At 65.9% G+C, this 18,918-nt stretch carries 16 protein-coding genes; 12 read left to right on the forward strand and 4 right to left on the reverse strand.

Going from position 1 to position 18,918, the window contains the following annotated elements; translation table 11 throughout:
* Positions 1-18: 18 nt before the first annotated feature.
* Positions 19-981: a quinone oxidoreductase family protein gene (locus ABIB27_RS16155; protein ID WP_354254252.1), complete on the reverse strand. Its 963-nt coding sequence runs from the start codon at positions 979-981 to the stop codon at positions 19-21.
* A gap of 146 nt (positions 982-1,127) precedes the next feature.
* Positions 1,128-2,219 (reverse strand): fatty acid desaturase family protein, encoded by a 1,092-nt coding sequence (locus ABIB27_RS16160; protein ID WP_354217428.1) that lies wholly within the window; start codon positions 2,217-2,219, stop codon positions 1,128-1,130.
* 172 nt (positions 2,220-2,391) lie between these two features.
* Between ABIB27_RS16160 and argC the strand changes: the two genes are divergently transcribed.
* The 9 genes from argC (at position 2,392) to ABIB27_RS16205 (ending at position 11,844) form a co-directional block, all read left to right on the forward strand.
* Positions 2,392-3,423: an N-acetyl-gamma-glutamyl-phosphate reductase gene (gene argC, locus ABIB27_RS16165; RefSeq protein WP_354254254.1), complete on the forward strand. Its 1,032-nt coding sequence runs from the start codon at positions 2,392-2,394 to the stop codon at positions 3,421-3,423.
* Positions 3,420-4,586: a bifunctional glutamate N-acetyltransferase/amino-acid acetyltransferase ArgJ gene (argJ, locus tag ABIB27_RS16170; RefSeq protein WP_354217426.1), complete on the forward strand. Its 1,167-nt coding sequence runs from the start codon at positions 3,420-3,422 to the stop codon at positions 4,584-4,586. The genes argC and argJ overlap by 4 nt, the downstream gene beginning before the upstream one ends.
* Before the next feature lie 32 nt (positions 4,587-4,618).
* Positions 4,619-5,575: an acetylglutamate kinase gene (gene argB, locus ABIB27_RS16175; protein WP_354254256.1), complete on the forward strand. Its 957-nt coding sequence runs from the start codon at positions 4,619-4,621 to the stop codon at positions 5,573-5,575.
* Positions 5,572-6,909, forward strand: a complete 1,338-nt coding sequence (locus ABIB27_RS16180; protein ID WP_354254258.1) for an acetylornithine transaminase — start codon at positions 5,572-5,574, stop codon at positions 6,907-6,909. The genes argB and ABIB27_RS16180 overlap by 4 nt, the downstream gene beginning before the upstream one ends.
* On the forward strand, positions 6,906-7,922 hold the full coding sequence (gene argF, locus ABIB27_RS16185) for an ornithine carbamoyltransferase (protein WP_354254261.1): 1,017 nt from the start codon (positions 6,906-6,908) through the stop codon (positions 7,920-7,922). Before ABIB27_RS16180 ends, argF begins: the two co-directional genes overlap by 4 nt.
* Positions 7,922-8,452 (forward strand): arginine repressor, encoded by a 531-nt coding sequence (locus ABIB27_RS16190; protein WP_354217422.1) that lies wholly within the window; start codon positions 7,922-7,924, stop codon positions 8,450-8,452. Before argF ends, ABIB27_RS16190 begins: the two co-directional genes overlap by 1 nt.
* A 56-nt stretch (positions 8,453-8,508) precedes the next feature.
* Complete coding sequence (locus tag ABIB27_RS16195) at positions 8,509-9,714, forward strand: argininosuccinate synthase (RefSeq protein ID WP_354254263.1); 1,206 nt, start codon at positions 8,509-8,511, stop codon at positions 9,712-9,714.
* 6 nt (positions 9,715-9,720) lie between these two features.
* Positions 9,721-11,163, forward strand: coding sequence for an argininosuccinate lyase (gene argH / locus ABIB27_RS16200; RefSeq protein WP_354217420.1), 1,443 nt, complete (start codon positions 9,721-9,723; stop codon positions 11,161-11,163).
* 144 nt (positions 11,164-11,307) lie between these two features.
* Positions 11,308-11,844, forward strand: coding sequence for a pyridoxine/pyridoxamine 5'-phosphate oxidase (locus ABIB27_RS16205; RefSeq protein ID WP_354254265.1), 537 nt, complete (start codon positions 11,308-11,310; stop codon positions 11,842-11,844).
* Positions 11,845-11,942: 98 nt separating this feature from the next.
* Here ABIB27_RS16205 and ABIB27_RS16210 read toward each other — a convergent pair whose 3' ends face one another.
* Positions 11,943-12,464 (reverse strand): methylated-DNA--[protein]-cysteine S-methyltransferase, encoded by a 522-nt coding sequence (locus ABIB27_RS16210; protein WP_354254267.1) that lies wholly within the window; start codon positions 12,462-12,464, stop codon positions 11,943-11,945.
* Positions 12,461-14,011, reverse strand: coding sequence for an AlkA N-terminal domain-containing protein (locus ABIB27_RS16215; RefSeq protein WP_354254269.1), 1,551 nt, complete (start codon positions 14,009-14,011; stop codon positions 12,461-12,463). Before ABIB27_RS16215 ends, ABIB27_RS16210 begins: the two co-directional genes overlap by 4 nt.
* Before the next feature lie 78 nt (positions 14,012-14,089).
* Between ABIB27_RS16215 and ABIB27_RS16220 the strand changes: the two genes are divergently transcribed.
* The 3 genes from ABIB27_RS16220 to tyrS all read left to right on the forward strand — a co-directional run bounded on the left by ABIB27_RS16220 (position 14,090) and on the right by tyrS (position 18,511).
* Positions 14,090-14,749 (forward strand): DNA-3-methyladenine glycosylase, encoded by a 660-nt coding sequence (locus ABIB27_RS16220; RefSeq protein WP_354254271.1) that lies wholly within the window; start codon positions 14,090-14,092, stop codon positions 14,747-14,749.
* 137 nt (positions 14,750-14,886) lie between these two features.
* Positions 14,887-17,115 carry a HelD family protein gene (locus tag ABIB27_RS16225; protein WP_354254273.1) on the forward strand — a complete coding sequence of 743 codons (2,229 nt, stop codon included), beginning with the start codon at positions 14,887-14,889 and terminating at the stop codon, positions 17,113-17,115.
* An 82-nt stretch (positions 17,116-17,197) separates the two neighbouring features.
* Entirely contained in the window at positions 17,198-18,511 is a 1,314-nt protein-coding gene (gene tyrS, locus ABIB27_RS16230; RefSeq protein WP_354217414.1) for a tyrosine--tRNA ligase, read from the forward strand.
* Positions 18,512-18,918: the final 407 nt, after the last annotated feature.

Here is an 18,918-nt window from a genome sequence, read left to right on the forward strand (position 1 = left end):
CACCTTTCTCGCTGGCATTCAGGGGACAAGCAGGACCTTGCCCGTGGTGCGCCGGCCCTCAAGGTCCTCGTGGGCGCGCCTGGCCTCAGCAAGGGGATAGCTGGCGCCGATCCGCACCTTAAGGGTTCCGTCAGCCACGGCGCCGAAAATTTCGCTGGACCGCCACAGGCGTTCCTGGGGATTGGCGAGGAAATCGGCGAGCTTCGGCCGCGTCAGCGACAATGATCCGCCGGCGTTGAGCCGTTGGGGATCCACCGGCGGCACTGCCCCCGAGGCTGCCCCAAAGAGGACCAGGAAGCCCCGGGTGCGCAGGCTGGCAAGTGAGCCGCCGAACGTATCTTTCCCCACGCCGTCGTACACCACATCGACGCCGACGCCGTTGGTGAGCTGGCGGACTGCGTCCGCGAAGCCGTCGTAGCGGAGCACGTGGTCCGCGCCGGCTGCGCGCGCGAATTCCTCCTTTTCGGCAGTGGAGACAGTGGTGATGACGCGGGCGTCGCGGGCCTTCAGAAGCTGGGTGATGAGCAGCCCGACGCCGCCGGCTCCGGCATGGACCAGTACTGTGTGGCCCGGCTCGACTTTAAATGACGAGTTGATGAGATAGTGGGCGGTCATGCCCTGCAGGGGCAGCGCCGCGGCCGTGTGGAGGTCCACACCGTCGGGGACGGGGAGCGCTTTGTCCGCGTCCAGGACCGTGTACTGCGCATAGCATTCCTGGCCCTCCGCGGTTGCCACCCGGCTGCCCACGGTGAAGCCCTCGACGCCGTCGCCGACTTCCTCGACGGTCCCGGCAGCCTCAGAGCCCGGCGTGAAGGGATAGGGAACCTTATACATCCCGCCGCGCTGGTAGGTCTCAATGAAGTTAATGCCCGTGGCCGCCACCTTGACCAGCAACTGGCCGGGGCCCGGCGTCGGACGGCCCACCTCGTCGGCCTCGAGGACTTCCGGACCTCCGGACTGGCGGGCAACGATGGCATGCATAAAAGGTCTCCTCTCCGGGGCGGGGACTTCCCGGGCCGGTTTCACTGACCATCCTAGGGACACCGCTACCGACGACGAAGCGACGGCCGGTACCCGGCCGTCGCTTCAGGTCATACGAGGGTGCTGCAGGCGAATGCCGGACTGCGCTAGTAGCGCCGCGTGACCGTGGCCATGGGGCACTCGAAGCGGCGCCCTGCGGAGAGTCCTACATTGTTGAGGTAGCGGACAATGATGCCGTAGGACTGGAGCAGCGTGGTTTCGGTGTAGGGAACCTGGTGCCTCGTGCAGTACTCCCGGACGATCCTGGCAGCCTTGTCCAGCTGCGGCCGCGCCATGTCCGGGAAGAGGTGGTGCTCAGCCTGGCGGTTCAGGCCGCCGAGCAGGATGTCCATGAAGCGGCCGCCGGAGATGTTCCGTGAGGTCAGGACTTGGCGGCTGAAAAAGTCCACGCGGCTGTCCGCGGGCAGGACGGGCATGCCTTTGTGGTTCGGGGCAAATGACGCGCCCATGTAGAAGCCGAAGACGCCCAGCTGCACGCCGATGAAAGCGAACGCCATTCCCAGGGGCAGGAACGTGAAAGCCAGAGCGGGCAGGGTGCCGAGGCGGACCAGCAGGATGGGAAGCTCTACCCAGCGGTGCGTGACTTTGGCCCGGCGGAGGACGAATCTCACTGAATCGATCTGAAGCCCCAGGCCCACCAGGAACAGCAGCGGGAAGAAGAACCAACCTTGCTTGCGGGTGAGGAACGACAGCGGGCCCTGCCGTGTAGCGGCACCTTCGGTGTGGAAAGCGATGGCCCCGCTGGCAATGTCCGGGTCCTTGGAAATGACATTGGGGTGGTTATGGTGTGCGCCATGCTTCTGCTCCCACCAGGAGTAGCTCATGCCGGCAACCGAGGTGGCCAGGATGCGGGCGGTCCAGTCGTTGGCGCGGCGGGAGGCGAAAATCTGGCGGTGTCCCGCCTCGTGGGCCAGGAAACTCAGCTGCGTGCAGAGGACGCCGACGGCGGCAGCGATGAGGAGCTGGAACCAGCTGTCGCCGATCAGGGCGAAGCCAAACCACGCTGCTGTCATCAGGAGGACCAGGCTGGCAAACAATGCGATGTAGAAACCGACGCGGCGCTCAAGGAGACCTTCCGCCTTGACGGTTTTCAGCAGCTCCGAATAGCTCAGGACAACTGCGTTGGGCTTCCGGACACGCGATAGCGGGCGCTCGGACGTATCAAAGGTGGTGGACATGGAGCAGGGCCTCGTAACAGTTACGGGCAACGCTGCAGCCGACATTCGGACTGCGCGGTCGGTATCACCCTCACCTCAGCATAGAGGGGACTGACCGTCGGGGTGCCGCAAGGAAAGAAAGCAATGCATAAATATCGGACACAATGAATACTTTTGCTGTAAGATTCAGGGCATGACTATTTCTGTTGCCGTCTCCGGGGCCAGCGGTTACGCCGGAGGAGAAGTTCTGCGCCTGCTCGCAGGCCATCCGGACGTAACCATCGGTGCGATCACTGCGCACAGCAATGCCGGCTCCCGCCTTGGCGAGCTGCAGCCCCACCTGCACGGACTGGCAAGCCGCATCCTCGAGGACACCACAGTGGAAAACCTTGCCGGTCACGACGTTGTGTTCCTGGCCCTCCCGCACGGCACGTCCGCAGGGATTGCGGCGCAGCTTCCCGAAGGCACTGTAGTGATCGACGCCGGCGCAGACCACCGCCTCGTCGATCCGGCCGCCTGGGAAAAGTTCTACGGTTCCACCCACGCCGGAACGTGGCCGTACGGCCTGCCGGAACTCCCGGGCCAGCGTGAGGCGCTCAAGGGCGCCACCCGGATCGCGGTCCCCGGCTGCTACCCGACGTCGGCCCTGCTCGCGCTGACGCCCGGCTTTGCCGCCAAACTGCTCCACCCCGACGACGTCGTCATAGTTTCCGCCTCCGGAACCTCGGGTGCGGGCAAGGCCGCGAAGGTGAACCTGATCGGCTCTGAAGTCATGGGCTCCATGAGTCCCTATGGAGTTGGCGGTGGCCACCGCCACACCCCGGAAATGGAACAGGGGCTCTCCAATGCGGCCGGCGAACGTGTCACCGTCTCCTTCACCCCTACGCTGGCCCCAATGAGCCGCGGCATCCTCACTACGGCCACCGCCAAGGTAAAGCCGGGCGTCGCTGCCGCGGACCTCCGCCAGGCCTGGGCGGATGCCTACGACGACGAACCGTTCGTGCACCTGCTGCCTGAAGGGCAATGGCCCACCACCAAATCCGTCCAGGGTTCCAACCACGCCGCCATGCAGCTGGCGCTGGATGAACACACCGGGCGCATGATTGTCACGTGCGTCATTGATAACCTCACCAAGGGGACCGCCGGCGGCGCCGTGCAGTCCATGAACATTGCCCTGGGCCTGGCGGAGACCGCCGGCCTCAACCTGCAGGGAGTTGCCCCGTGACCGTTACCGCACCCAAGGGATTCCGGGCCGCCGGCGTCACCGCCGGCCTGAAAGCATCCGGGAAACCGGACCTCGCCCTGGTAGTCAACGACGGCCCCTCGAAGACCGCGGCCGCCGTCTTCACGAGCAACCGGGTGGCGGCAGCGCCGGTCCACTGGTCCCGCCAGGTGGTCTCGGATGGCCGCGTTGACGCCGTCGTCCTCAACTCCGGCGGCGCGAATGCCTGCACCGGCCCGCAGGGCTTCCAGAACACCCACAGCACGGCGGAGCACGTCGCCAAGGTGCTCGGCATCTCGGCCACGGACGTGTTTGTTTGCTCCACCGGCCTGATCGGCGAACAGCTGCCCATGGACAAGATCCTGCCGGGCGTTGAGGCTGCCTCTGCAGCGCTAAGTGCCGACGGCGGCCCGGACGCGGCCAACGCCATCATGACCACTGATTCCGTGCCGAAGTCAGCGCTGTTCATCGGTTCTGACGCGGACGGCCAGGAATTCACCATCGGCGGCATCGCCAAGGGCGCCGGCATGCTGGCACCCGGGCTGGCCACCATGCTGGTGGTCCTCACCACTGACGCCGACGTCGCACCGGAACTGCTCGACGTCGTCCTCCGCGACGCGACGCATGTCACTTTTGACCGGGCTGACTCGGATGGCTGCATGTCCACCAACGACACAGTGGTGCTGCTGGCTTCCGGGGCCTCCGGCGCCGTTCCTTCCGCCGAAGTTTTTGGTGCGGGCCTGACGCAGGTGTGCGCCGAGCTGGCGCGAAAGCTCATCGGCGACGCCGAGGGCGCGAGCCACGACATCGCGATCCGTACGTTCAACGCCGCCAGCGAGCGGGATGCCGAAACCGTCAGCCGTTCCGTGGCACGGTCCAACCTGTTCAAGGCAGCGATCTTCGGCAAGGATCCCAACTGGGGCCGGGTGCTGTCCGCCGTGGGCACCACTGATGCCGTGTTCGAGCCGGACCAGCTGAACGTCGCCATCAACGGCATCCAGATCTGCCGCGATGGCAGCATCGGTGATGACCGCAACCTGGTTGACCTGGAAGCCCGCGAAGTCCTGGTGGAGATTGACCTGAGGTCCGGCGATGCCGAGGCCACCATCTGGACCAACGACCTCACCCACGACTACGTCCACGAGAACAGCGCCTACTCAAGCTAGATTCACCGGCAACCCTGGAGATACAGCACGCCATGAACACCCAGACCCGCGAAACCACATCCATGCATGATGCCCAAAGCAAGGCCGGCACGCTGATCGAGGCGCTGCCCTGGATCCAGCGCTTCGCCGGCACCACCATGGTGATCAAATACGGCGGCAATGCCATGGTCAACGAGGAACTGCGCCGGGCGTTCGCGGAAGACGTGGTGTTCCTGCACCACGTAGGGATCCACCCCGTGGTGGTTCACGGCGGCGGACCCCAGATCAACTCCATGTTGGCGCGGCTGGGCATCGAGTCCGAGTTCAAGGGCGGCCTGCGCGTCACCACCCCCGAAACCATGGACGTGGTCCGGATGGTCCTCACCGGCCAGGTGGGCCGCGAACTGGTGGGCCTGATCAACTCCCACGGACCCTACGCGGTGGGCATGTCCGGCGAAGACGGCGGCCTCCTCCGCGCTGTCCGGACCGGCACCGTCATCGACGGCGAGGAAGTGGACCTGGGCCTGGTGGGCGAAGTAGTGGGCGTGAACCCCGAGGGGATCCTGGACATTCTCGCCGCGGGCCGGATCCCGGTGATTTCCACCGTTGCCCCGGAAATCGAAGATGACGGAACCGATGCGGCAGCCGAACGCGCCCAGACCACGGGGCAGGTCCTCAACGTCAACGCCGATACGGCCGCGGCGGCACTGGCCGAAGCCCTCGGTGCGTCCAAACTGGTGATCCTCACCGACGTCGAAGGCCTCTACGCCAACTGGCCGGACACGTCCTCGCTCATTTCCTCCCTGACCGCTTCGGAGCTGCGCGAGCTGCTGCCGTCCCTTGAATCCGGCATGATTCCCAAAATGGAGGCATGCCTCAGGGCCATCGACGGCGGAGTGGAGCGTGCCCACATTGTGGACGGCAGGCTGCCGCACTCCATGCTCCTGGAAACCTTCACGACGGCGGGCATTGGCACGCAGGTCGTCCCCGACGAAGAGGTGAATGCATGACCAACACAGAACTAAGCCAGTCCGCTGAAGGCCGCAGCAGCGAGGGGGGCCAGGGTGTGGTCGGGCACCGCGAAGCGGGCGGGGCCCCTATCGCGGCGGAGGCCGCCGCAAGCGCACTCGTTGGCCACACCAGCGGCGCCGAGTGGCTTGAGCGCTACTCAACGTCCCTGATGGGTGTCTTTGGGACTCCGCAGCGGGTCCTGGTCCGTGGTGCCGGCTGCCTGGTCTGGGATGCCGACGGTAAGGAATACCTGGACCTGCTCGGCGGCATTGCCGTTAACGCCCTGGGCCATGCCAACCCGTTTGTCACGTCCGTGATTTCCAGCCAGCTGGCCACCTTGGGCCACGTTTCCAACTTTTTCACCAGCCCCACCCAGATCGCGCTGGCCGAAAAGCTGCTGGACCTGACGCAGGCCCCGGCCGGCTCCAAGGTGTTCTTTGCCAACTCCGGCACGGAGGCTGTTGAGGCTGCGTTTAAACTGGCGCGGCGGAACAGCGCCGGCCCAAGCGGCGCGCCCCGTAACAAGATCATCGCCCTTGAAGGTGCCTTCCACGGCCGCACCATGGGCGCCCTGGCCCTGACAGCCAAGGAGGCCTACCGTGCCCCGTTCGAGCCGCTGCCCGGCGGCGTGGTCCACATCCCGTTCGGCGACATCGCAGCCCTGGAGGCCGCCGTCGACGAAACAGTAGCCGCAGTGTTCCTTGAGCCGATCCAGGGCGAAGCCGGAGTACGGCCGCTGCCCCCCGGGTACCTGAAGGCAGCCCGCGAGGCAACTGCAAAGGCAGGCGCCCTGCTCATCCTCGACGAGGTCCAGACCGGCATCGGCCGCACCGGAAAATGGCTCGCCAGCCAGGACAGCGGAATCGTGCCGGACGCCATCACCCTGGCCAAGGGCCTGGGCGGGGGTTTCCCCATCGGAGCGCTCGTCACCTTCGGCGAGCGGACGTCGTCGCTCCTGACCGCCGGCCAGCACGGCACCACCTTTGGCGGCAACCCGGTGGCGACGGCGGCCGCACTGGCCACCCTGCACGCGATTGAAAGCCAGCGGGTGCTGGAGAACGTCGCAAAGGTGGGGGACCACCTCCGCGCCGGGCTCACCGACGTCGACGGCGTCACCGAAGTCCGCGGCGAAGGCCTGCTGATCGGCTTCGACCTGGACGCCGATGTGGCGTCTGCCGTGGTGACCGCCGGGCTGGACGCCGGCTTCATCGTGAACAGCCCCGGCCCCCGCACCATCCGGCTTGCCCCGCCGCTGGTCCTCACCACGGAACAGAGCGGTACCTTCCTCGCCGCCCTCCCGGCCATCCTCCAGACAGCTAAGGACGCTCTGTGACTCCTGCATCCACCACTACCCGGCACTTCCTCAAGGACACAGACCTCAGCCCGGCCGAGCAGGCTGAGGTCCTCGAACTTGCTGTCCGGATGAAGGCCGCGCCCTACAGTGTGCAGCCGTTTGCCGCCGAGGGGAATGGCCGCAAGACCGTTGCCGTCATCTTCGACAAAACCTCCACCCGGACCAGGGTTTCCTTCGCCACCGGCATTGCTGACATGGGTGGCAACGCACTGATCATCAACCCGGGTGAGGCCCAGATCGGCCACAAGGAATCGGTGGAGGACACCGCCAAGGTGTTGGAGCGGATGGTCTCCACCATCGTCTGGCGCACCGGGGCGCACTCCGGCCTGGTGGCCATGTCCGAAAACTCGAAGGTGCCGGTCATTAACGCCCTGTGCGACGACTACCACCCGTGCCAGCTCCTGGCTGACCTGCTCGCGGTCAAAGAGCACAAGGGCGAATTGGCAGGTCTGACCATGGCCTACCTCGGTGACGCCGCCAACAACATGGCCAACTCGTACCTGCTGGCGGGTGTTACGGCCGGCATGCACGTCCGCATCGCCGGCCCCGAAGGCTACCTCCCGGCAACGGAGATCGTCGCTGCGGCCGAGGAACGTGCCGCCCAGACCGGCGGGTCCGTGCTGGTTACCACCGATGCCGCGGCCGCCCTCAATGGTGCCGACGTTGTTGCCACGGACACCTGGGTCTCCATGGGCCAGGAGGCCGAAAAGGAAGCCCGGCTGCAGCTGTTCCGGGATTACTCCGTCGATGAGGCGGCCATGGCACACGCGGCGGATGACGCCGTCGTGCTTCACTGCCTGCCCGCGTACCGGGGCTACGAGATTTCTGCCGGCGTGATCGACGGCCCGCAGTCGATCGTGTGGGACGAGGCCGAGAACCGGCTGCACGCCCAGAAGGCCCTGATGGCATGGCTGATGCACCGGTCCGGGCTCGCCGTGGTGGACGGATTGTCACTGGTGGACGGGCTGGCGCCGCAGGAGGTCGGCCGCTAGTGTCCGTCCCGTCGGCGGCGCCGGGCTCCAGCCCGGCCACCAAAACCGCCCGTCAGGCGCGCATCACCGCCATCCTGACGGGTGAATCGGTGCGCTCCCAGGCGGAGCTGGCTGCGTTGCTGGCGGACGACGGCGTCCAGGTCACCCAGGCAACCCTGTCCCGGGACCTCGTGGAACTCGGCGCTGTCCGCGTCCGCGGCAAGGAAGGTGTGCTGGTCTACGCCGTCCCCGGCGAAGGCGGCGAGCGAGCTGCCAAGAGCGGTGTGAGCCAGGAGATCCTGGATGCCCGGCTGGCAAGGCTCTGCAGCGAACTCCTGGTCACTGCGGAGGCGTCGGCAAACATCGCGGTGCTCCGGACGCCGCCGGGCGCGGCCAACTTCCTGGCGCTGGCCATTGACCACTCAGTGATGCCGTCGATCCTCGGGACGATCGCCGGTGACGACACCGTGCTGCTGGTGTCGCGGGATCCGCAGGGCGGGCAGGACCTGGCCGTCCGGTTCCTGCAACTGGCCGAGGAAGCCGCGCAATAAATTTCGCGCCATAAACTTGAAGACAACCAAGAACCAAACAACTAAGGAGCATTTTCGTGACTGAGCGTATTGTTCTGGCCTACTCCGGTGGCCTTGATACTTCCGTAGCCATCGGCTGGATCGGTGAAGCCACCGGCGCCGAGGTCATCGCCGTAGCGGTTGACGTCGGACAGGGCGGCGAGTCCTTGGAGACCATCCGCCAGCGCGCCCTGGGCTGCGGCGCCGTCGAAGCCTATGTTGCTGACGCGTCCGATGAGTTCGCCGACGAATACTGCATGCCCACGCTGAAGGCCAACGCCCTCTATCAGGGCCACTACCCGCTGGTGTCCGCCATTTCCCGCCCGGTGATCGTCAAGCACCTGGTTAAGGCCGCCCGCGAATTCGGCGCCACCACCGTTGCCCACGGCTGCACCGGCAAGGGCAACGACCAGGTCCGCTTCGAAGTGGGCATCCAGACCCTCGGCCCGGACCTGAAGTGCATCGCACCCGTCCGCGACCTCGCCCTGACCCGCGACAAGGCCATCGCCTTCGCCGAGGAAAAGGGCCTCCCGATCGAGACCACCAAGAAGAACCCGTACTCGATCGACCAGAACGTCTGGGGCCGCGCCGTCGAAACCGGCTACCTTGAGGACATCTGGAACGCGCCCACCAAGGACATCTACGACTACACCGCCACCCCGGAGTTCCCGCCGGCACCGGACGAGGTCACCATCTCCTTCGAAGCCGGCGTGCCGGTAGCGATCGACGGCATCAAGGTCACCCCGCTGCAGGCCATCAAGGAACTCAACCGCCGTGCCGGCGCGCAGGGTGTGGGCCGGATCGACGTAGTGGAGGACCGCCTCGTGGGCATCAAATCCCGCGAAATCTACGAAGCACCGGGTGCCATGGCGCTGATCACCGCGCACAAGCACCTCGAGGACATCACCATCGAGCGTGAGCAGGCCCGCTTCAAGGCCACGGTTGGCCAGCGCTGGGCCGAACTGGTCTACGACGGCCAGTGGTTCTCACCGCTCAAGCGCTCCCTGGACGCCTTTATCGAGGACACCCAGAAGTACGTCTCCGGTGACATCCGTATGGTGCTGCACGGCGGCCAGGCGATCGTCAACGGCCGCCGCTCCGACACCTCGCTCTACGACTTCGACCTCGCCACGTACGACACCGGTGACACGTTCGACCAGTCCATGGCCCGCGGCTTCATCGAGCTGTGGGGCATGTCCGCCAAGGTTGCGTCCGGCCGCGATATCCGCGTCGCAGGAAAGTAAGTTCCGGTGGTTGAGCCTGTCGAAACCCAGAAGTCGGAAGCGACAAACACGGGCGCACTGTGGGGCGGCCGGTTCGCCGGCGGCCCCGCGGATGCCCTCGCCGCCCTGAGTAAGTCCACCCACTTCGACTGGCGGCTGGCCCGCTATGACATCGCCGGGTCCAAGGCGCACGCCCGCGTGCTGCATAAGGCCGGCCTGCTGGACGACGCCGAGCTCGCAGGCATGCTTGATGCCCTGAGCCGGCTGGATGAGGACGTTGCCTCCGGCGCGTACCTGCCGGCCGAGTCTGACGAGGACGTTCATGGGTCACTGGAACGCGGCCTGATCGAGCGCGCCGGGACCCAGCTGGGCGGCAAGCTCCGCGCCGGCCGGTCCCGGAACGACCAGGTGGCTACGCTGGGCCGCATGTTTTTGCGTGACCACGCCCGGATCATCGCGCGCGGCGTGCTCGCCACCATCGAGGCCCTGGTGGAGCAGGCCAAGGCGCACCAGGGTGTGGCCATGCCCGGCCGCACGCACCTGCAGCATGCCCAGCCGGTCCTGCTCAGCCACCACCTGCTGGCCCACGCTTGGGCGCTGCTGCGCGATGTGCAGCGGCTCCAGGACTGGGACAAGCGCGCCGGCGTGTCACCCTACGGTTCGGGTGCCTTGGCGGGCTCCTCGCTGGGACTGGACCCGGAGGCCGTGGCGGCAGACCTCGGTTTCTTCTCCGCAACCCACAACTCGATCGACGGCACCGCCTCCCGCGATGTCTTCGCCGAGTTCGCCTGGATCACGGCCATGATCGGCGTTGACCTGTCCCGCGTTTCGGAGGAAGTAATCCTGTGGGCCACGAAGGAGTTCTCCTTCGTCACCCTGCACGATTCCTACTCCACGGGCTCCTCGATCATGCCGCAGAAGAAGAACCCGGATGTGGCGGAGCTGGCCCGCGGCAAGGCGGGGCGCCTGATCGGCAACCTGACCGGGCTGCTGGCGACGCTGAAGGGACTGCCGCTCGCGTACAACCGCGACCTGCAGGAGGACAAGGAGCCGGTCTTCGACGCCGCCGACACTCTGGAGCTGCTGCTTCCGGCTGTTTCGGGCATGGTCGCCACGCTGAAGTTCAACACGGAGCGGATGGAAGCCTTGGCACCCCAGGGCTTCGCGCTGGCCACGGACATCGCCGAATGGCTGGTCCGGCAGGGCGTGCCGTTCCGCGAGGCCCACGAGCTCTCGGGCGCGGCGGTCAAGCAGGCCGAAAGCCGGGATGTTGAACTGTGGGACCTGACGGATGAGGAGTACGCGGCCATCTCGGCGCACCTGACTCCGGAGGTCCGCACGGTCCTGTCCACTGAGGGGTCGCTGAACAGCCGCAACTCCCAAGGCGGCACCGCACCGGCCGCCGTCGAACGCCAGATGCTTGCCCTTGAGGGCGAGCTCGCCGGCGTGCGCGAGTACGCGGCCCAGTAGTCAAACGCTCTCTCACTTGATGCGGGTTTCTGGCCAACGCTCTCTCACTATCCTCAAGAACGTGAGAGAGCGTTGGCGATATTCATGCATCGACTGAGAGAGCGTTGTGTGTAAACCGCAAAACGCTCCCGCTACCATTGCGCCATGAGCAACGCCTTCCGCAGCCACCTCCGGGCGCTGCCTGATTTTCCCGCCGACCTGCCGGACTTCGACCCCGCCACGGCGCCCGCCGATCCGGTGGCGCTGTTCAAATTGTGGCTGGCGGAGGCCCTGGCTGTCGGGGTGATGCAACCTCACGCCTGCAGCCTGGCCACCGCGGACGTCAACGGCCAGCCGTCCGCCAGGATGCTTATCCTTAAGGACATCGACGACGACGGCTGGCATTTCGCCACGTCCCGCACCTCACGGAAAGGCCGGGAACTCTCGGTCAACCCCGCCGCGGCCCTGAACTTCTACTGGCCGCAGCAGGGCCGGCAGGTTCGCGTGGCCGGCCCGGTGGTTGAGCTGTCCGCTGAAGCGTCGGCGGCAGACTGGCGGGCGCGGCCCGCAGCAGACGGCAGCCACAATCCCGACTGGCAGCTCTATGCGGTCAGGCCGACGGAACTGGAGTTCTGGCAGGCGCGCCACGACCGGCGGCACATCCGGCACCGCTTCGGCCCGGACGGAATCCCGGAAGGTTAGGGTGGGCGCCATGACTGCCCCCGCACCGGATGCCCTACACCTCCGACCTGCCGGAATTGCTGGCCTGGCCTGCCGGACCTCCCGAAGTGCGGTAAGCGTTATACCGCTTCGCGGGCCAGCAGGCTTTCCTTTGCCTCCCGGGCGAGCAGGCTCTCCTTGATGGCCAGGCCCCAGCGGAATCCGCCCAGGGAACCGTCAGTGCGGATGACGCGGTGGCACGGCACAAACAAGGCCGCGGCATTGAAGGCACACGCGCTGGCAGCAGCCCGGACCGCCTTCGGTTTTCCGGACAGATCCGCATACTCGGTGTACGTCACCGGCGCTCCGGCCGCCACCGTCCGAAGCACATCCCAGGCATGCGACCGGAACGGCCCGGACTTCTGCAGCACGGGAACGGCCATGGCCGGTGCGGGGTCCCCGGCGTAGAAAGCTTCCACTGCCCGGGAAATCGGACCCAGATCAGTCACCGCCTCCACGTCACCCGGACGCAGTTCCGGGTGGATCTGCCCGGTCAGCTCACCGGGTTCGGCGGTCCAGCCGGAGGCCAGCACCACGCCGTCCTGCGCGAGGATGGTGAATGGGCCGTCCGGTGTGGGCGCGGTCAGCAGTTGGGCTTTCATTGCATCGCTTTCTCTGGAACGTTTTGTTCACGCACAGGGGCCTTCGGCGCAGCCGCGGCGCGCCACACGTGCATGGTGGCGTAGGACCGCCACGGGCTGACTTCGCGGAAGTCCGGCGCCGGGATGCCGAACCCCTGGACGGCGGCTCCCGGGCTTACCGTGTGCGGGCTTGCCGTGCGCGGGTTTGCAGCGTCCATGGCGAGGGCCCGGATGCCGTTACGCACCGCAGCGTCATTGGCCAGGAAGACGTCCGGGGCGCCGAGGACCCGCATGGCCACGTAGCCCACAGTCCACGGACCCACCCCGGCAAGCGGCAGCAGTTTGGCTTCCAGCCCCTGCAGATCATCACCATAACCGAAATCCAGCTCGCCGCCGGCGAGGGCAGACGCGGCGGAACGCAGGGCGTCGATCCGCCGTTGCGGACCTCGCAGGAGCGAGTAGCCCGCGCCTGCGATCTCGGCTGCCGTGGGAAACAACAGGTCAAGCCCCTCGGCCGGAACCAGGCTGGGGCTGCCGGCAACGGACAGTTGCGTCAGCGCCGTCCGGGCTGCGGCCACCGTGATTTGCTGCCCGATCATGGCCCGGACCAGAAGCTCCTGCGGGTCCACGGCGCCGGGCATCCTGATGCCCGGAACGCGTGCCACCGAAACCGCCAGTCGGGGATCCGCAGCCAATGCATTGTCGATCGCCACCGGGTCGGAGTCGAGGTCGAAGAGCCGGCGTACCCTGCTCAGCAGGGCCGGCAGGTCGCGGAGGTCCACCGCACCGATGGTGAGGGTCAGCGGCCGCCCCGACGCGCCGTCGTCGTAATTCACGCTAAAGCGGGCATCACCGTGGGGGAGCCGCAACGTACGTGAGTACGACGTCGGTGTCCCCGCCTCGATCCCCGGGAGGGCCCGCACCGCGAGGAAGGCAAAGACGCCCGGATCGAAGGGTTCGCGGTACGGCAGGCTCAGCGTCAAAGCCGTGGCGCCGGTGCCGGGCGGGTGATGCCGCGCAGTGGCGCGCAGGGCGGTGGGAGTCATGGCGAAGACCTCAACCATGGTGTCGTTGAACTGCCGGACGCTGCTGAACCCGGACGCGAAGGCGATGTCCGCCAGCTTCATGGACGTGGACACCAGCAGGGTGCATGCCGTTTGCGCACGGCTGGCCCGGGCCAGGGACAGCGGGCCCGCGCCGAGTTCGTGGCTGAGGATCCGGTTCAGCTGGCGTGCCGAGTACCCCAACCGCGAGGCCAAACCTTCCACCCCGTCCCGGTTGATGACACCGTCGTTGATCAGGCGCATCGCCCGGCCGGCCAAGTCCTGCCTGACGTTCCACGCCGGCGTACCCGGAACCGCCTCGGGGAGGCATCGCTTGCAGGCCCGGTAGCCGGCGTCGTGCGCTGCTGCGGACGTTTCGTAGAAGGTGACGTTGGCTGCCTTGGGGGTCCGGGCCGGGCAGGATGGACGGCAGTAAATCCCGGTGGTGCGGACAGCGGTGTAGAACTGTCCGTCGAAACGGGTTTCCCGCGCGTCAATCGCACGGTAGCGCTGCCAGAAGTCCATCCCCCTATCCTGCCAGCCGGACGCCGGGCCTGCTAGCGGAAATCGGACATGGCCGTCAGTGTTCGGTAGAGTCAGTCCATGACCGTCAGCAGCACTCACGTGGGACCGGGGCAGTCCCCGGAGCAGCTCCGCGACCTGCTGGCCGGTGATGCGCGGGGCATCGCACCGCTGCTGCTGGGATCGGTATTGAGCCACGCCAGCCAGGAAGGCACCGTCGCCGTGCGGATCACCGAGGTGGAGGCCTACATGGGCCCCGGCGACTCTCTGCACCCGGATCCCGGGTCGCATACTTTCCGGGGTCAAACCGCCCGTAACGCCCCCATGTTCGGCCCGGCCGGTCACCTCTACGTGTACTTCACGTACGGGATGCACTACTGCGCCAACATCGTCTGCGGCCCCGCGGGAACGGCGTCTGCCGTCCTGCTGCGCGCGGGCGAGGTGGTGGAGGGACGGCACCTGGCGCTGGTGCGGCGGCCGACGTCGAAATCGGCAATGGACCTGGCGAGCGGTCCCGCGCGGCTCGCCACAGCCCTGGCCCTCACCACTGCCGACAGCGGACGCGACGCGCTCGCGGAGCCGTTCGAACTGCGACTCCCGGTGCGGGCGCCGGCCTTCAGTTCCGGGCCCAGGGTGGGAGTCTCCGGCGACGGCGGTTCCGCCGACTATCCCTGGCGGTTCTGGCTGCCGGGGGATTGCACCGTGTCCCGGTACAAGGCCGCGAAGGTCCGGCCCGCATAGACTGCACCGCCGGTAGCTAGGCCTTGGGTATAAAAAGTGAACAGTGGATGACATCCGGGGCGAGGGGGCAGGCGGGCGCGTTAACCGAAATGGTTGTAGAATGGACGGTCTGTCTTTTGCGATAGGGGAAACGTTTAATGCTCGACGCCGATTTGGCCCACGAACGCGATTATGTTGCTGGCTTGTATGCGCGGCTCGAAGAGCTTCGTGAGGAAAAGCGCACGCAGTTGGCGCAGGTCCGCCGGGCCGGTGCCGTGGGCACCATGCAGAACGTTTCCGAACGTGACGCTTTTGCCTCACTCTACGAGGACCGCCTGGCGCAGCTCGATGCGGTGGATGACCGGCTGGTCTTTGGCCGCCTGGACCTGGATTCGGGTGAGGCCCAGTACATCGGCCGTATCGGCCTGGCTACCGATGATCTGCAGCGGCTCATGGTGGACTGGCGCGCGCCCGAGGCCGGCCACTTCTACCAGGCAACGGCGTTTGACCGGCAGGGCGTCCGGCGCAGGCGGCACCTCATCCTCCAGGGCCGTGAAGTCAAAGCCATCGAGGACGATGTCCTGGACGCCGGGATGCTGGCGGACAACGCCTCGCTGCAGGGCGAAGGAGCGCTGCTGGCGGCGCTGGACTCCAAACGCACCGGCCGGATGTCGGACATTGTCGGCACCATCCAGTCCGAGCAGGACCGCATCATCAGATCCTCCATCTCCGGCGCCCTCGTGGTGCAGGGTGGTCCAGGCACGGGCAAGACCGCTGTGGCGCTGCACCGCGCCGCGTACCTGCTCTACACGCACCGGGAGCGGCTGAAGACTGCCGGTGTGCTGCTGGTGGGGCCGTCGTCGTCGTTCATGAAGTACATCGAACGTGTGCTGCCCTCCCTCGGTGAGACCGGCGTGGTCATGGCCAGCGTGGGGCGCCTGATGCCGGGAATTCACGCCGTGGCTGAGCCTGAGGCGGACGTCGCGGCCATCAAGGGGCGGCTGGAGATGACGAAGGTTGTAGCCAACGCAGTCGCGAACCGGCAGCGGATCCCGGCTGAGGACCGCATCCTGGAGGTCGACGGCCGCAAGCTCATCTTGACACCCCGGCAGGTAAGCCGTGCACGCGAACGTGCCCGGTCCACCGGCAAGCCCCACAACGAGGCACGCCTGACGTTCGTCAAAATCCTCCTTCGTGAGCTGACGGAGCAGATGACGGATCTGGTGGAGGCCGGGAGCATCGGCAACAACGCCGACCGCTCCTACCTGGCCGAGGACGTCCGCACGGCCCGTGATGTCCGGATCGCGCTGAATCTGTGCTGGATGCCCATGACTCCGGAGAAGCTGATTACTGAACTCCTGAGCAAGCCCGCCGTACTGGCGGCCTGCACACCGCACCTGAACCTCAAAGAGCAGTCGCTGCTGCTGCGGCCGGCGAATGCGCCCTGGACCGAGGCGGATGTCCCGCTGTTGGACGAAGCGGCCGAACTCCTTGGTGAGCTCGATCCGGCGGCGGGCCGCGGGCTGGCCCAGCAGGAGCATGACCGCGCCCGCGACCTCGCCAACGCCAAACAGACGCTGGTGAACATGGGGGATATGGGTGTCGATGTCCTCATCACTGCGGAGGAACTGGCCGATCAGAACCAGGAGCGCGAGAACCGGCAGACCGCCGCCGAGCGTGCTACCACTGACCGCTCGTGGGCGTTCGGGCACATCGTGGTGGATGAGGCCCAGGAACTCTCGCCGATGCAGTGGCGGCTCCTGGTCCGCCGTTGCCCGCTGAAGTCCTTCACGATCGTGGGGGACATCGCCCAGACGAGTTCGGTCGCCGGAGCCAATTCATGGCAGGGTGCTTTGGCACCCATGTTCGGTGACCGCTGGCAGTTGGAGGAGCTGACGGTCAACTACCGTACTCCGTCCCAGATAGCCGAAGCTGCCGCCCGGATGGCCAACGCAGCCGGACTCGTTGTGTCCGTGCCGAAGGCCGTTCGGGAGGGGCGTTGGTCGCCGTTTATCGACAAAGTGGATCGCGGGCAGGTGGTCAGCCGCCTCGTGGAGGTGCTCCCCGAAGAACTGGAAGCGCTCGACGGCGGCCTCCTGGCGGTTATCGCCGACGGTGACCTTCTGCCTGCCGCCGCCTCAGCCCTCCGCGCCATCTACGGCCGCCGCATCGGCAACGGAGCGGGCAGCTATGAGCAGGACATAGTGGTCATCAGTCCGCGCGAGGCCAAGGGCCTGGAGTTCGACGGCGTTGTGGTGCTGGAACCGTCCGAAATGCTCAACCACGAGCACGGCCGGGTGGGTGACTTGTACGTGGCCATGACCCGCCCCACCCAGCGGCTTCGGTTGATCGCTGCAGAAGGTATTCCGGCGGGCATCGAAGAGTAAGCCGACAGGTCTTTTGCACTCCTGACGCCCGGCGCCGTTCATGACGGCGCCGGGCGTTGTTGATCCTGCTAACTTAGATGTCGTGTCAGAACTCAACGATCTCGAATCCCAGCAGAACGACCCCTCCTTCGCCAACATCTGGCAGGAGCTGAAATGGCGCGGCCTGATCCACGTCTCCACCGACGAAGCGGAACTCGAAAAGCTCCTCGCCGGTGAGCCGGTCACCTATTACTGTGGGTTCGACCCCACCGCACCCAGCCTGCACCTGGGCAACCTGGTCCAGCTCCTAGTGATGCGCCGTCTTCAATTGGCCGGCCACAAGCCGCTTGGACTGGTAGGCGGTTCCACCGGGCTTATCGGTGACCCGCGGCCCACTGCCGAGCGAACGCTGAACACCAAGGACACCGTGAATGAGTGGGTGGGATACCTTCAGGCACAGGTCCGCCGCTTCCTCAGCTTCGACGGCGCCAACGCTGCTCGCATGGTCAACAACCTTGACTGGACGGCACCTCTGAGCGCCATTGATTTCCTGCGTGAAATCGGCAAGCACTACCGTGTGGGCACAATGCTCCGCAAGGATGCAGTGGCCTCCCGCCTCAGCTCTGACGAGGGCATCAGTTACACGGAATTCAGTTACCAGATCCTGCAGGGCATGGACTACCTGCAGCTGTTCCGCGACTACGGCTGCATGCTGCAGACCGGCGGCTCAGACCAGTGGGGCAACCTCACCAGCGGCACCGAACTGATCCGCAAGGTGGAGGGCATCGGTGTCCACGCCCTGGGCACGCCGCTGATCACCAACTCCGACGGCACCAAGTTCGGCAAGAGCGAAGGAAACGCGATCTGGCTCGACGCCGGCATGTGCAGCCCGTACGCCTTCTACCAGTTCTGGGTCAACACCGCAGACGCTGATGTGGTGGACCGGCTGAAGGTCTTCACGTTCCTGAACCGCGCCGAGATCGAATCGCTCGCCGCTGCCGTGGCAGAGCGGCCGTACGCCCGGGAGGGCCAGCGGAAGCTGGCGTTCGACGTCACGTCGCTGGTTCATGGCGTGGAAGCAACCGAGAAGGTCATCGCTGCCTCGGCTGCCCTCTTTGGCAATGGTGACCTGACCGCACTGGACAGGCCCACCCTGGAAGCAGCCACATCGGAGCTTCCCTCCGCCCGGATCCAGGTGGACGGCCTCGGGATCGTTGACCTGCTGGTGGCTTCCGGTCTGTCAGACAGCAGGTCTGCCGCCCGGCGCACGGTCAGCGAAGGCGGTGCATACGTAAACAACGAGAAGGTGTCAGACCCGGAGGCTGTCATCTCCGAAGAGGAACTGCTGCATGGGCAGTACCTGTTGCTGCGCCGCGGGAAAAAGAACCTCGCCACCGTGGAAGTCCTGGTCCCATAGTCGCCATTCCTGTCAATGCACGCTTCTCCGCAGCCAATTTGCACGGCAGCGGGGGAGCGTGTATTGTTTTCTGAGTCGCCGCCGCTGAGTGGCGACAAAACCCCCTTCAAATGAGAAGCTATTCATCATGTGCGAAGCGCGATCGATGGAAAGTTTCGATTTTTGCTGGGTGGATTCAGCTTATTGAGTGAATATCCGGAAAATAACCGGGATTTGCAAAGTAAACCTGAATCAACTAAAGTATAAACATCGCAGCGAAGAAAAACGAAACAAAAGAATTCATTTACTGAATTGTTTCGAAGAGTATTTGAATGTGTCTGTTGTTTGAGAACTCAATAGTGTGCCAAGTTTGTTGATACCAATTTATTGTATTGAATTGGTTGAATTTGCCGGGTCATGCCATCCTG

The organism is Arthrobacter sp. UYEF21, assembly GCF_040546085.1.
Classification (GTDB): domain Bacteria; phylum Actinomycetota; class Actinomycetes; order Actinomycetales; family Micrococcaceae; genus Arthrobacter.